The organism is Pseudemcibacter sp., from assembly GCF_965661635.1.
Lineage (GTDB): Bacteria > Pseudomonadota > Alphaproteobacteria > Sphingomonadales > Emcibacteraceae > Pseudemcibacter.
In genome coordinates, this window is sequence record NZ_CBFIEP010000125.1 from 23468 (window position 1) to 39168 (window position 15701).

11 protein-coding genes are annotated in these 15701 nt (G+C 37.9%); 7 read left to right on the top strand and 4 right to left on the bottom strand.

The window, feature by feature from the left end; translation table 11 throughout:
• The first annotated feature begins 120 nt into the window (after window positions 1-120).
• From ACTF6W_RS08255 to ACTF6W_RS08275, 5 genes are all read left to right on the top strand, one after another.
• A complete protein-coding gene (locus ACTF6W_RS08255; protein ID WP_438994067.1) occupies window positions 121-3123 on the top strand; it encodes a bifunctional [glutamine synthetase] adenylyltransferase/[glutamine synthetase]-adenylyl-L-tyrosine phosphorylase in 3003 nt (1000 codons plus the stop codon).
• A 2-nt stretch (window positions 3124-3125) separates the two neighbouring features.
• Complete coding sequence (gene bcp / locus ACTF6W_RS08260) at window positions 3126-3587, top strand: thioredoxin-dependent thiol peroxidase (protein WP_438994068.1); 462 nt, start codon at window positions 3126-3128, stop codon at window positions 3585-3587.
• A complete protein-coding gene (locus ACTF6W_RS08265; protein ID WP_438994069.1) occupies window positions 3584-4378 on the top strand; it encodes a ferritin-like domain-containing protein in 795 nt (264 codons plus the stop codon). Before bcp ends, ACTF6W_RS08265 begins: the two co-directional genes overlap by 4 nt.
• Window positions 4379-4496: 118 nt before the next feature.
• Window positions 4497-5702 (top strand): peptidoglycan DD-metalloendopeptidase family protein, encoded by a 1206-nt coding sequence (locus tag ACTF6W_RS08270; RefSeq protein ID WP_438994070.1) that lies wholly within the window; start codon window positions 4497-4499, stop codon window positions 5700-5702.
• Complete coding sequence (locus ACTF6W_RS08275) at window positions 5665-6177, top strand: bactofilin family protein (protein WP_438994071.1); 513 nt, start codon at window positions 5665-5667, stop codon at window positions 6175-6177. Before ACTF6W_RS08270 ends, ACTF6W_RS08275 begins: the two co-directional genes overlap by 38 nt.
• Before the next feature lie 49 nt (window positions 6178-6226).
• Here the strand turns inward: ACTF6W_RS08275 and prfB are convergent.
• The 4 genes from prfB to ACTF6W_RS08295 all read right to left on the bottom strand — a co-directional run bounded on the left by prfB (window position 6227) and on the right by ACTF6W_RS08295 (window position 11836).
• Window positions 6227-7355 (bottom strand): peptide chain release factor 2 gene (prfB, locus tag ACTF6W_RS08280; RefSeq protein WP_438994072.1). Its coding sequence is split into 2 segments (ribosomal slippage): window positions 6227-7285 and window positions 7287-7355, totalling 1128 coding nucleotides; the frame shifts between segments, so codons are not numbered across the junction.
• A 25-nt stretch (window positions 7356-7380) separates the two neighbouring features.
• The gene (locus ACTF6W_RS08285; RefSeq protein WP_438994073.1) at window positions 7381-9849 is read right to left on the bottom strand and encodes a penicillin-binding protein 1A; all 2469 of its coding nucleotides are present in this window, start codon (window positions 9847-9849) and stop codon (window positions 7381-7383) included.
• 109 nt (window positions 9850-9958) lie between these two features.
• Window positions 9959-10594 carry a LysE family translocator gene (locus ACTF6W_RS08290; RefSeq protein WP_438994077.1) on the bottom strand — a complete coding sequence of 212 codons (636 nt, stop codon included), beginning with the start codon at window positions 10592-10594 and terminating at the stop codon, window positions 9959-9961.
• Window positions 10595-10618: 24 nt separating this feature from the next.
• Complete coding sequence (locus ACTF6W_RS08295; RefSeq protein ID WP_438994074.1) at window positions 10619-11836, bottom strand: N-acetylmuramoyl-L-alanine amidase; 1218 nt, start codon at window positions 11834-11836, stop codon at window positions 10619-10621.
• Between the two features lie 496 nt (window positions 11837-12332).
• Between ACTF6W_RS08295 and ACTF6W_RS08300 the strand changes: the two genes are divergently transcribed.
• A complete protein-coding gene (locus ACTF6W_RS08300; RefSeq protein ID WP_438994075.1) occupies window positions 12333-15071 on the top strand; it encodes an Rne/Rng family ribonuclease in 2739 nt (912 codons plus the stop codon).
• A 153-nt stretch (window positions 15072-15224) separates the two neighbouring features.
• On the top strand, window positions 15225-15701 hold a 477-nt coding region (locus tag ACTF6W_RS08305; RefSeq protein WP_438994076.1), incomplete at its 3' end, for a M48 family metallopeptidase.

Genomic DNA, 15701 nt, shown 5'->3' on the forward strand with positions numbered 1-15701 from the left:
TATCGTAATGGTCTGATCAATATATAATTCTCTTTAAACTTTATGTTTCACTTGCATGTAGGCATAATCGTGATCATTATAATGAAAACGTGTCAATAATATGATTTTGGAACCTCTTTAATGCCAAAGGTGTCAATAGAAACATCAAGTTACTCTTATACTTTTCCCTTAATTTCGGACAATAATTTTGCACATCAGAAACTAAATGATTTCAAAGAACTTTTCAATGATAGTTATTTAACTGTGATTAACGACACTCTTGCTGTCGAGGATAATAAAAACTTACTTCTCTCTATATTTTCTAATAGTCCTTACCTAACCAGCCTGTTATTTAAACATTTTGAATTGGCATTATCTTTATTTTCAATTCCACCTGAAGAACTATTAGAGCAAACTTTTTCTTCTTTAAATGATGACTTTTTAAAAATTACGAAGATAGTTGAATTAATGCGGCTGTTAAGAACTGCAAAAGCACACGTCGCACTTATCATCGCAGTTGCAGATTTGTCAGGTAGATGGGATTTAACAAAAACCACCAAAGGATTAAGTGATTTTGCTGAAATAACCTTAAATTTATCTGTTAATTTTCTTCTTAAAGAAGGGGTAAGCTCAAGCAACCTAGAACATAGCTTTTTCGATGATAATTATTCGACCAATTCTGGCTACGTCATTTTGGCAATGGGAAAGTTAGGGGGATATGAATTAAACTACTCTAGTGATATTGATCTAATCGTTTTATTTGATCTAGAGGTTGTTAAATATTGTGGAAAACGTTCACCTCAGGACTTTTTTGTTAAGATGACGCAAAAGCTCGTTAAAATCATGTCAGACCGCACCGCTGATGGTTATGTTTTTAGAACCGATTTAAGGTTGCGCCCCGATCCTGGTGCGACACCCGTTGCTTTATCAATGGAAGGAGCAGAAATATATTATCAAACGGTTGGTTTAAATTGGGAACGCGCCGCCATGATTAAAGCGCGCCCAATAGCAGGTGACATTGAAGAAGGTCATAACTTTTTAGAAAGAATAAGAGGGTTTGTATGGCGCCGATATCTGGATTACGCCGCTATAGCTGATATCCATGCCATAAAGAAATTAATTCATGAACATCATAGTCATAGTGGCATTATGCTTGAAGGTCATGATGTAAAATTAGGGCGTGGTGGAATACGTGAAATTGAATTTTATGCGCAAATTCACCAACTGATATCTGGCGGCCGTGAACCAGCGTTACGTGTTGCCCCTACTCGATTAGCATTAGACGCTCTTAGCGAAATGAATAAATTAACAATCGAAGAAAATAAAACCCTTCAAGAAGTGTACGTTTTTCTTCGCACTCTTGAACATCGTCTTCAAATGATAAACGACGATCAAACACACGAATTACCAACCGAAGAAAATGATTTAAACCGCATTAGTAAATTTATGGGCTTTGAATATTTTGCCGATTTTGAAATGGCCGTTATCAATCGATTAAATGCGGTAAATGAATTATTTAACGCCCTTTTGCAAGACACAAATCAAACGGAAGATGAAGATGACATTTTATTATCATTTCCTTCAGATAAATATCACCCAGCAACCATTAAAACGATTGAAGATGCAAAATTTCATGATGCAAAAAAAGCATATGAATTAATTCAAGGATGGATGCTAGGGCGTTACCGCGCTTGTCGAACTGATCGTGCTAGAGAGATTTTAAAAAACTTAATACCAGAAATGCTTAATGTTTTCGGCAAACAAGATGACCCCGATTCTGTGCTCGTAAAATTTGATGATTTCCTTTCACGTCTTCCATCCGGGGTCCAGTTATTCTCATTTATAAAAGCACAACCTTGGCTTCTTGATTTATTGGCCCAAATTATCGGCATGGCACCGTTTTTATCCAGTCAACTCTCAAGAAATCCATTGATGCTTGATGCCGTATTGAATGCGGAAGATTTCAAAAATAACTCAAGCTTAGAGGATTTGAGCAATTCTCTTGATGAACAACTACTCCTTGCTAGAGACTTTCAAGATATCTTAGATCATACACGAAAGTGGGCTAATGAAGCAAAATTTCAAGTTGGTTTACAAATTTTAAGAGGAAACACCGATGTTATTCATTCTGGAGAAACCTTAACCCATATCGCAGAGGTTTCTCTCAACACTATGCTAACACATGTGAAAGAAGAGTTTGCCAAAAAGCACGGCATTATTGAAAACTCCTCTCTTTGTATTTTAGCAATGGGTAAATTAGGCAGTTATGAATTCACCACTACTTCGGACGTTGATATTGTATTGATCTATGATGCAGATGATATGTCAGCAGTATCTAATGGAGCTAAATCACTTGGTGTTAATCATTATTATGCTCGGCTTTCCCAAAATTTTATAAATAGTATTACTGCATTAACGGCTGAGGGGAAACTTTACGAAGTAGATATGAGACTAAGACCTTCAGGGACCGCTGGACCACTTGCTGTATCAATTGAAAGTTTTAATGACTACCAAAAAGGACAAGCATGGACTTGGGAACACATGGCGCTAACGCGAAGTCGTGTTATTTCAGGACCTGATACATTACGAATAAAAATTGAGACTATTATTCATAATATTCTAAGCCACCCAGGTCGTGCACATGATAATTTACTTCATGAAGTTGCCAAAATGCGGGTTAAACTTGCTGAAAATTTTGGTACAGACAACATATGGTCAATGAAAAATATACGCGGCGGCATAATAGATATTGAGTTTATTTGTCAATATACACTCCTCGCTAATGGTGATAAATATCCATCAATTCTAAAAAGAAATACGCTGAGACAATTAAAAGAGATTAAGAAGGCAAAAATTTTAAGTGCCGATGATGTGAAAACTTTTTCAAAAGCTTGCCATATAATGCAAACGTCACAATCCTTACTGAGATTATGCCTTGGCACTACATCCAAAAGTAAAGAGCGCCCACCAGCCCTTCTTGAAACTTTGGCAGAAAGATTAGAAACACCCCCTCAAAATCTAGAAAAGTTAATTACGACAAATCAAAAGAATGTACTTGATTTGTATAAGAAAATCATAGAAATTCCAGCAAATAATTTAAAACCCCATGACCCAATTCCACCACTCGAACATAAAGAGGATTAAGAATGTTAGAAGTTGGCCAAAAAGCACCTGATTTTAATTTATTAGATGAAAACGGAGAGAATATGTCTCTCTCAACATTTAAAGGAAAAAATATTGTTCTCTATTTTTACCCTAAAGACGACACACCCGGCTGTACAAAAGAATCTATTGCTTTTAGTGAATTAAAAAATGAATTTGAAGCGAATAATACCGTCATACTTGGTGCTTCAAAAGATAGTGTTAAAAAACACCAAAACTTTATCAAGAAACACGATTTAACTGTAAAACTTCTCGTGGATGATGAAGGTAAGCTCTGCGAAGATTATACCGTTTGGGTTATGAAAAAGCTTTATGGTCGTGAATATATGGGTATCGAACGCGCTACCTTTCTAATTGGCGCTGATGGAAATATTAAAAATATTTGGCGCAAGGTAAAAGTAAAAGGTCACGCTGAAGAAGTTCTTGAAGCCGTTAAATCATTATGACAACTATAGCCGATGTTGCGCTTAACATATTAAACGCTACTAACGTCGATGATAAAACAAAACTAACGCATCATCGGTTTACAGAAAGGTTAAATGGAAATTTATCTTTTCAGTTTAATCAGACTGCCCCCAAACGCCCAGGACGCCCTGAAAAGCCAGAATTATTATCACCAAAGGAAATGCCAAAAAGGCGCGGTGCCAGTGGCAATACTGCTCGTATCGCAATGTTACATGCTATTGCCCATATTGAGCTAAACGCAATTGACTTAGCATGGGATATAATTTTACGATTTGGAAAATCTATGCCAATTGAGTTCACAAATGATTGGATCAAAGTCGCAGATGATGAAGCAAGACATTTTGAACTTTTAAATAACAGATTAATGGATTTGGACAGCTACTACGGCGCCCTTCCCGCACATGATGGGTTATGGCAATCTGCTGAAAAAACATCGCATGATTTAAAAGCTAAACTTGCCGTTGTTCCTCTCGTACTTGAAGCAAGAGGTTTAGATGTGACACCGTCTTTAATTCAAAAGTTTAGATCTAGTAATGATAAGAAAAGCGTTGCCGCCCTAGAAATCATTTACCGTGAAGAAGTGGATCATGTTAAAGCTGGAAATAATTGGTTTAATTATGTGTGCAATCTTGAAAATTTGAACCCTCAAACAACCTATCATACTTTAGTAAAAAAATATTTTGCTGGGCATTTAAAATCTCCCTTCAATAAAGAAGCAAGAGACAAAGCCGGTTTAGCCGAAAGCTTTTATCTTCCCCTATCAGCAAACTAATTAAAACTGTTTGCTTTTTTTAACTTTTTGCTATCAAATTCGGCTTAAATTTGTTTGATTCGCTAGTTTGTTAGTAAAAATTAATTAAGCATATAATAAAAATAAAGAAAGTTAGATTTTGAAAATTATTAATTTTTTCATAAACTTAGACGATATACTTGACCATTATTTTCCTGATAGACAAATGTATTTCAGGACAAATGGTGACGTTCGGTTTATTACGGTTTCAAAAAATGTTCAGATTTTTTTATGTACTGGTCTGCTTTGCTTCTTCGTTTGGTGTTCATTTATTTCATATAATTACGTTTATTTAGACGAAATTTTAACGGAAAAAAATGATGAAGTTGAACAAGCAAAAGAGAACTATCTAAAAATTGAACAGCAGTATGCTGAACTTCAAAATGAAATTCAAAAGTCTGCCGCTGCGTTAGAGCAACGTCAAAAATATATCCAACAAGTTCTAGAAGAAAATGGTGAGGTCATGTCACCTGTTCTTCCTTTAAATGACAATGACGATTTAACAGCGCCTGAATATGTGAATGTTGATGAAAACGATAATGATCAAGAAGCACGTAATGTAATTCGTGATGAGAAACTTGAAAAACTTTATGTTGATCTCAAAAGAGTTGAAATGCAGCAAAATCAGCTGGTGAAAAACATGAATGATGAAGTCGATCAAAAATTATCATTCTTAAGTGACACATTAACAAAAGCTGGTATTACTCCTGAGAAAATGATGGAACTTGCCAACTTACCGCTTGAACCATCTGCGTCAGGTGGGCCTTTTATCGCTGTTAGCAACATCAGTGAAGCGAACTTAGATACCCATGCATTTGATAGTTTATTCTATAAGAGAGCACATTTAGAAAATATCAAAACTGCACTGGATCACTTACCAATTATATCGCCACCTGAAAAACATTATGTTTCTAGTAAATTTGGAATGCGACGAGACCCTTTTACCAGAAAATGGGCTACCCATAATGGATTAGACATGGCTGGATGGCGTAATACACCAATTGATTCTGGTGGTGCCGGGATAGTAACACGTGCCGGGCGTAACGGTGCTTTTGGTCTTTTTGTAGAAATTGATCATGGGAACGGCTTTAAGACAAAATATGGCCATCTTTCAAAGGTAAAGGTAGAGCGCGGCGAAAAAGTTGAAGCAAATCAACTAATTGGCCTCATGGGAAGTACAGGTCGCAGCACAAGTACTCACCTTCATTATGAAATCTGGTTTAACGGAAAACCAATAGATCCGTTAAAAGTACTTAAGGCAGCAAAAGATGTTCAAAAAATCAAACAACAAAAACACGACGCTTAATAGCACGGAAAAATCTATACCAAAGGATAGTAAACCAATGGAACCACCTTCAAATTCAGTACCTTCAATAATTAGTTCAGACGTAGTCGTAAAAGGCAATGTCAGCACATCAGGCGAAATTCAACTTGATGGCACAATTGAAGGGGACGTAAAGAGTAAAAACCTTACAATGTGTGAAAACGGTACCGTTAAAGGTAAAGTTACCGCTGATGATGTGATTGTAAAAGGTTCAGTAAATGGCAGTATTGTAGGGCGCAATGTTCGCCTTGAAAAATCTGCAAAATTAAATGGTGATATTTGCCATCAGACACTTAGCATAGAAGCTGGTGCTTATATTGAAGGTAACTTGAGCCATCAGAGTGCTTCTACAAATCCTGCACCAGGAAACGCTACAAAAGTAATGTCTGCTAATTCTGATGAGAAAAAAGAAGAGAAAAAAGACGGGAAAACTAAAGATTTAGTAGATCGTCTATAAAAGTATAGAATATTCAATTTAAAGCGGGCAATGCCCGCTTTTTTTATATCTATTCAATATCTTCTACCTGAGTGCTTGTCCCGTGAACTCTTGCTGCCAAGGCGGCATTGAGAAAACTATCTAAATCACCATCTAAAACTTTATCTGGTTGACCGCTTTCAACCCCTGTACGTAAATCCTTAACCATTTGGTATGGTTGTAATACATATGATCTAATTTGGTGCCCCCAACCTATTTCTGTTTTACCAGCATGTTCGGTATTGGCTTCTTCTTCTCGGCGTTGAAGCTCCGCTTCATATAATCGCGCCTTAAGCATGTTCATGGCTGTTGCACGGTTCTTATGTTGTGATCGGTCATTTTGGCACTGTACAACAATATTTGTGGGGATATGGGTGATACGAACTGCACTATCGGTGGTATTAACATGCTGTCCACCTGCCCCAGATGCTCGGTAAGTATCTATTCTAAGATCGCTTTCGTTGATATCCACCTCGAAATTATCATCAATAACCGGATAAACCCATACGCTTGCGAAACTAGTATGTCGCCTTGCATTACTATCAAATGGTGAAATGCGAACAAGTCGATGAACACCGCTCTCTGTTTTAAGCCAACCGTAGGCATTTTCACCTTTTATTTGTATAGTGGCGGATTTAATGCCTGCTTCTTCACCGTTATGGATTTCCATAATGTCAACTTTGCACCCGTGTGCATTTGCCCACCTCGTATACATTCTAAGCAGCATGTTAGCCCAATCTTGACTTTCCGTACCACCTGCACCCGAATTAATTTCAAGATAAGTGTCATTACCATCTGCTTCACCGCTTAAAAGTGTTTGCAGCTCTAAAACTTCAGCTTTGTCAGTTAATTTCTGAATAGCTGTTTCCGCTTCAAGTATAATCTCGGCATCATCTTCCAATTCCCCAAGTTCGATAAGTTCAATATTATCGTTCAGTTCACTATCAACTTCATTACATAAGTTTATAGCTTGCTCGAGCTTAGTACGCTCCTGCATTAATTTTTGCGCATTTGTGGGGTTATCCCAAAGGGCGGGATCTTCGGATAGGGCGGTTAATTCTTCATAACGATCGAGGGCAACATCCCAGTCAAAGATGCCTCCTCAACAGTTCTAAAGACTGTTTGATTTTATCAACAGAGTTCTGGATTTCAGCTTTCATAGATTAGACCAAATTATTGTTATTATTAATAAATACCGCCTGTACCTGTTCGCAGCTTGGTCTTTGTTTGCACCAACGAATTAAATCCGTCAAGTACTTGTTGATTTTCCTCTGGGAATGATCCCTGTCTAAAGGCTTCTAGTATCGCATTACGTTGACCGGTACTTGCTAATTGTCCTGTTACAGGGTCCACTCTAACGAGCCTTACACCTTCAGGAATGCGGAATGGGATTGGCGTTTCGTCTTTAAGTGCATCTCTCATGAAGTCACGGAAAATAGGCACAGCTACTGATGAACCTTCTTCATTGCGCCCTAATGAGCGTGGTGCATCAAAGCCAACAAAAACACCAACAACCAGATCAGGTGAAAAGCCAACGAACCAAGTATCAAAACTTTCATCCGTTGTACCCGTTTTTCCTGCCAGTGGTCTGCCTAGCGAACGAATTCTAACCCCGGTACCCCTTTGGACGACGCCTTCCATCATAGAAACTAATTGATAAGATGTTACAGGGTCTAGCACCTCGTCACGTAAATCAGGCAATTCTGGTGCTTGTTGATTGCGCCAGTCATTGCTTATGCAATTTACACAATTTCGATCATCATGACGGAATATCGTCTTACCATGACGGTCTTGTATACGGTCAATAAGGGATGGTTGAATTTCATTACCACCATTAACGATCATTCCATATGCCGCAGTTAAATCGAGCAAAGTTGTTTCCCCAGCCCCTAATGACATTGATAATAAATCAGGTAAGTCGTTATTGATATTAAAACGATCTGCGACTTCAACGATTTTGTCCATTTTTAAGTTTTGAGCCAATCGCACAGTCATCAAATTACGTGATTTTTCAATTCCTAATCTTAGTGTGCTTGGACCATAAAATTTATCACTTGAATTTCTTGGCTTCCATTTACCCATACCAAACCCTTGATCAATCACAAAAGGAGCATCAAGAATGATACTTGATGGTGTAAAGCCATTTTCTAGCGCTACACTATAAACAAATGGTTTAAATGCGCTTCCAGGTTGTCGTTTCGCTTGCGTTGCACGGTTATATTCACTTCTTGTGAAATCATAGCCGCCAACCATGGCTAGCACACGACCAGTATGCGGATCCATTGCAACCAGTGCACCATTAATTTCTGGAATTTGTCTCAGTCCAAATGGATCGCCAAATGCAGGGTCTTCAGTTTCAATGGCTTCAACGGCAATAATATCGCCTTGAACAAGGACTTCAGCGACTGATTTAACTTGCGGACCTCTGGTTTCACCAGGCAACCATTTACGTGCCCATTTGACTTCTTCTAATGATATACTTTGCTTAAGAAGGTTATCATATGTTTCACTTGATGATAAAGCTTCTTTTGTGGCGATAATAGCCATCTCATCTGTGACTTCCAAAACCACGGCTTCTTGCCATGTCGGAATTCCAAGTGGTGTATTTCTTTTAAGAAATGTCTCTTTCCAACTTTCATAAGGTGAGGCAAACAAATCCATTTTATCAAGCGGACCACGCCAGCCATGACGTCTATCGTAAGTCACCAGGCCATTCTTCATTTCGCGTTCAGCAATTTGTTGTAAACGCGGTGATAAAGTGGTTCTGACTGCAAGGCCACCACCATATAATTCATCATCACCGTAGGACTTTTTAAGCTCCCGTCTTACATCCTCAGCAAAATAATCTGCTTGAAAAGTTCTAGCACGCCCCCCATCAACAGTTGCCAATGGAAGCTCTTGAGCCGCCAATTTTTCTTCTTCCGATATAAACCCTTCTATTTCCATGCGACCGATGACCCAGTCACGGCGCCCTTTTGCCGCGTCATATCTTCTGATTGGGTGGTAGTTACTTGGCGCCTTGGGAAGTGCCGCAAGATAAGCTATTTCTTCAAGTTCAAGTTCATCGAGCGATTTACCAAAATAATTAAGTGCAGCTGCCGCCACACCGTAAGAATTTTGTCCAAGATAGATTTCATTTAAATAAAGTTCTAAAATTTGATCTTTGGTAAATGCCTGCTCAATTCTGTATGAAAGAATGGCTTCTTTAATTTTTCGTTCTAGTCGCACTTCACTTGTCAGTAAGAAATTCTTTGCAACTTGCTGCGTAATTGTAGAAGCACCTACAGGTCGTCGGTTGGTAACAACATTTTTAACATTTACAAGAACGGCTCTTAATAGCCCCTTAAAATCAATACCAATATGGGTATAAAAATTTTGATCTTCTGCTGATAAGAAAGCCTGAATTACTTTTGGCGGAATTGCATTGATTGGCACAAACAGGCGTTTTTCACGGGCATATTCTTTAAGCAAACTACCGTCACCGGCATAAATGCGGCTAACGACAGGCGGTTCATAATTGGCTAGTTGATTATAATCAGGTAAATCACGTCCAAATGAATATAATATATATAACCCGCCAACCACAGCAAGTATGCCACTTACAAGAGTAAATACAATTAGCCCACCAAGTATATTTTTCCATTTTTTAGACAAAATTATAATCCACCGTTCCACGAATTTTATAATCGTTCAAAACTTAGGCGCAAATTATGACAACCTTAAGGCACAATCAAGCAAAATAATATTATATCACCTATTTAAATTATCCCAAAAACCCGTCATATACATTCAAGAATAAAGTCAAACTCGCAAAGGCAAATATTAAACAAAACAATCCTTCTAAAATTCGTCCATATAAATCATAAAACTGCATCACTTTTTTATAAGAAAATAAAACGGCGTATAAGCTATGCAGGAATATTGCGATAGCAAAGCATCCTGCTAATATCATTAGTGGCGCAGAAGGCGGCGCCTCTTCCGTCAACCCTAAAGTAATTAAAGCAATCCACCCCATCATTGCTTCCGGATTGGTCATATGGACGGTATATCCCTTTAAAATAGTAGCACGGCCAAATGTTTTCGTTTTTACCTTCTTAAATGATGGTTTTTCCAGCGCTTTTTTCAATGATAACAGGGATAGATACATTAAATACCCGCCACCAAATATCTGAATAAGAATAATTGCATTGGGGTTTAATGCTAATATTGCTGATACGCCTAATATGCCTAGTGTACCCCAAGTAAAGGTACCCAAAACAACACCTATCATGATATAAAGGCCCGCTTTACGCCCTAATGACATTGAATGATTTATGATAGTAAAGCTTGAAAGACCAGGGCTAATAATAATGATAAAGCTTGTGCTATAAACTAATAATAATGTAGGCCAATATGATATTAGAAGCTCCTAAAAAGGATATTTTTAGTTATAGGCAAAATTTTGTTGAAAATATTTATCAGTCGCCTTTAGTATTGCGTTTCCAATTTTATCGTGTGTTTCTTTTTGCATCAAAAGTTTCGCGTCCGTTGGATTGGTCAAATATCCTAATTCAATTAAAACGGACGGCACATCAATTCCTTTAAGAACCGCAAAACCTGCAGAACGGAGGCTCCGTTTTCTAACTCTAACGGATTTCTTTAATTCAATTGCAAGTTCTTTGGCAAATCGATTGGAAAGGTTCATCGTTTCTTGTTTCACAAGATCAATTAGAATATTTTGCACGATGTCCGGTTCGTCCTGAAGGTCAACCCCTGCAATAACATCTGATTTATTCTCACGTGCCGCCAGCATAGCTGCTTCGCGGTCAGACGCCCTTTCCGTCAAAGTATAAATAGTGGCACCACGAACACTTGGGCTTTTAAATGCGTCCGCATGAATTGAGATAAATAAATCAGCATTATTTCGATGCGCAACGTTACTTCTTTCTCTTAGTTTCAGGAAAATATCTCTATCTCTAGTCATTATTACTTTGTAACGACCCGAGGCTTCAAGAATCTTTTTAATATTACGCGAGGCAGATATTGTTACATTTTTTTCTGAAATACCATTTACTTTAACACCACCCAAATTTCCGGGATCATGTCCACCATGACCCGGGTCAATAACGATAATCTTTTTCCCTGATCTGGGGACATTTGACGGCCTTCTTGTTGAAGCAACGGCTTTTGCTTGTACGGCAGGATTTGATACAAGTGTGGTACAAACGGCTTGGGAAATTTTTTCAAAATCAAAAACGAGACGGTTTGGTTTTCCGCCCTTTCCTTTAATGACAAAAGAGTTACTAATTTTTGATGGGCTTTTTAAATCTAGTACGACCCGGGACGTACCAGGCGTATATAAACCATAGCGATAATTATTAACCAGTCCCTTACCCGTTGCCCCCCCTGGACCAATATTCCATGTCACTTCATCTAGATCAATTACTATCCTATTTGGATTAGCGAGCGTAAATGTTCTAAACGCACTATTGCCATTTACTTCTATAACGAAGCGAGTTTTATTCTGGTCTCCGCCAAATCTAACACTCGTAACTTCAGGTGCAGCAAGGGTGTAACTGGAATTAAAAACAATAAAGAACAACGAAATCAAAATAAATTTCATTAATTTAATTTGAGAAAAAAGTTGTTTGTTTTGCGACATGATTTTCCAGTTTATAGTCATTTAACACCATATGTTTTGAAACATCATAACATTTATTATTAAAAAACTGTTAACATTTCTATTATAAAATGATGTTTTAAAAAAGTTTTTTTGTTTTTTAAATTCTTTTCTATTGTTATGAGGTCGAAGGTTCACTATGTTAACAACATCATATATAGAAGCAGAATAATGCAATAATATGATGTTGCGCATTAACTAATAATGAATAGACGCAACGTTTAAAAATAAAAGAAGAAAAATATAGCCTAAAAGGCAAAATAAAAAATTATGAATTTAAGCATTATGAGCCAGAAGAGTAATCCCGTTAAAACCAAGGACTTATCCTTTGTTGATGACGATAATATTGTTCTCTTTCGTAAGTCTCTAAATGCCCAAAACCCCACTATATTACTAACAAAACTTCAAAAACCTGCACGCTTATTTATTGCAAACGACAATACAAGCTTGAGCGGTTTTTGTTATGGAGAAAATTTTAATGTCAATTCGTATGTTGATCGACGCCTCCCACCAGGAAGAGACCCGTGTGGCCATCGTCGACGGAAACAAAGTGGAGGACTTCGATTATGAAAGTTCTGCCAGAAAACAACTTAAAGGTAGCATTTATCTAGCAAAAGTAACCCGTGTCGAACCTTCCCTGCAAGCCGCTTTTGTGGATTACGGGGGAAATCGTCATGGTTTTCTTGCCTTTAGTGAAATTCACCCAGATTATTATCAGATACCCGTTGCTGACCGTGAAGCGCTTATTGCTGCAGAAGCAAAGGCAAATGCTGATTTAATCGAAGAAGAAGCAACCGCAACCGGCGACCCCGATGCTAAAAAAGCAAAAAATGTCGGTAAAAAAGAAAAAGCTGAAACAAAAGAAGATTTAACTTCAGATAAAGAACATTCTGATGAAGAAAAACCTGAAGAGATTGTTGAAGCGGAAGAAAACGAAGAAGAAAAACCAAAACCACGTCGTGGACGCAGAAGAAAAACAAAAGCGGAAGCAACAAAAGAAGACGTTATTGAATCTACTAAAGAAGAAGCTAACGGAAAAGAAACTTCTGAAACTGATGGTGAACAACCTTCTAATGATGATACTGCAGCAACACCTAATGAAGAAAAAGCATCAAACGATGATCAAGGTGAAAGCGAAGATAATAAAGAATTAGAGAATTCTGAAAGCATATCTGAAAATTCCGAAGAGGAAGAAGAAGAAAGATTACGTATTAAAATGGCGAAAAGACTACGCTATAAATACAAAATTCAAGAAGTTATTAAAAAGAACCAAATTATTCTTATCCAAGTTGTAAAAGAAGAGCGCGGCAATAAGGGTGCTGCATTAACCACTTATCTATCCCTTCCTGGTCGTTACTGTGTTCTTATGCCTAATACGCTTCATGGTGGCGGTGTAAGCCGTAAAATTGCTAACGTAAAGGACCGCAAAAAACTCAAAAATGTTCTTGCTAGTCTTAACCTTCCTAAAGGGCATGCTTGCATTATTAGAACGGCCGGTAGTGACCGCACAAAGGTCGAAATAAAACGCGATTATGATTACTTAAAGAGAATGTGGGAAGCTATTCGTGAGCATACCCTTAAATCAATTGCCCCAAGTTTAATCTATGAAGAAGGTAATTTGATTAAAAGGAGTATCCGAGATTTATACACCCGCGACATAAAAGAAATATTAGTCGAAGGTAAAAGCGGTTTTGATACCGCCAAAGATTTCATGAGTATGCTCATGCCTTCGCATGCTAAAAAAATCCAACATTATGAAGACCCCATTCCTTTATTTCAGCGGTATCAAGTGGAAACCCATTTGGATTCAATGTATGGCCCCACCGCGCAACTCAAATCTGGTGGTTATATTGTTATTAACCCAACGGAAGCTCTCGTTTCCATTGATGTTAACTCTGGTCGTGCAACAAAAGAGCATAATATTGAAGAAACAGCCCTTAACACCAATCTTGAAGCTGCAGAGGAAATTGCAAGGCAATTAAAATTACGTGATATGGCAGGGCTGGTTGTTATAGATTTCATTGACATGGAAGAACAACGCAACAATCGCGCCGTTGAAAGAAAAATGAAGGCTGCCCTAAAAAATGATCGCGCACGTATCCAAGTTGGACGTATAAGTTCATTTGGACTTATGGAAATGTCTAGACAAAGACTGCGTACTGGTGTGCTTGAATCAAGTACAACGCAATGCCCGCACTGTGAAGGAAGTGGTTTGCTGCGTACAGTTGAATCACAAAGTCTTCATATCTTAAGAATTATCGAAGAAGAAGGTATTCGCGCAAGAAATTCTAAATTCACAGTTTACTTACCAACTCGAGTTGCCGTCTTTATTTTAAATAATAAGAGAGCTAATCTTTCAGAACTAGAGACACAATATGATTTCTCAGTTTCTATTGCTATAGATGATGAATTAACTGCATCAGCATACAGAATGGAACGCTCAGGCAAACCTTCGAAAGCATCAAAAAAACATAAAGATGCCCTTAAGCTAGGCAACGATGTAAATAAACTTATCGACGTTACAGAAGAAGATGTATCACCAGATGAAGAAAAAGATGATCGTCCAAAGCGTCGACGCAGAAGACGTAGAAATCGTAATGATAGAAATCCAAAGTATCAGAAAGATCAAAAAGAGACTTCTGATGAAACGAATGAAACAGACGTAGAAGAAAATAAAAGCGAAGAAGAAAAACCCAAAAGAAGTCGCCGTCCCCGCCGCAATAGAAGGCGTTCTAATGACGATAACTATAATAATGGAAGTAAAACTCCTGAGGTCGCGGAACAAACTGATAATAATCAGACTTCTGGTGAAGATGTAAAAACAGAAGAAGAAAAACCTAAAAGAAAACCACGTCGTACGCGTAAAAAGGTGAGTGACGACAAAGATACAGAGGTTAAAACTGAAGAAGCGCCTTCTAGTGACGAAAAAGTAGAAGAAAAGCCAAAACGTCAAAGAAATACACGCAGGACGACAAAGTCTACTAAAGGTGAAGCTTCTGAAGATACTTCTAAAGAAGTCAAACCCGCAAAAAAAGAAGCAGAAAAAGAAGAGAAACCTAAACCGAAGCGTGCTCCTCGTAAGCGCGCATCAAAAAAAGAGCAAGCCACAACGAAGGAAGACAAGCCAAGCGAAGTTAAAAAAGAGGCAAAGGTAGAAGAAAAGGTTGTGGATGATAAGCCGAAGAAAAAAGGTTGGTGGTCGCGAACCATTGGATAAAATGTATAAATACTAAATTTAAAGCCTGAAATACTCTTTCAGGCTTTATTTTTGACATAATGACATTATATGACGGTTAATAGTAGGTTCACACGTACAAAGTAAATTGAACCATTAATTGACGAAACGATAACAGACAAATACACTAAAAATATGCGTATCAGACAGTTTAAAGACTTTTTATATCGATCCTTTATTGTGATTTTAATCACAAGTTTTACGCATGCCAATATTGCATCAGCGCAAGGACGCGGCATATCCATTTTGCGTGATGCCGAAATTGAGCAAATTATTCGTGATATAACCGAACCAATTTTTGAAGCTGCAGAGCTAGATAAAAATGCTGTCGCAACCTATCTTCTGAACGATACCACAATTAATGCCTTCGTCATGGGCGGGCAAAATGTGTTCATAAATTCCGGGCTATTACTTAAAGCAGAAAACGTAAACCAAGTCATAGGCGTTGTAGCTCACGAAACGGGCCATATCACAGGTGGTCATTTATCAAGATTTAGTGAAGGCATGTCGCAGATGACATCCTATAGTTTAATGGGCATGCTTCTTGGTGTTGCCGCAATGGCCGCTGGTTCTGCGGATGCCGGCATGGCATTAATGATGGGCGGTCAACAA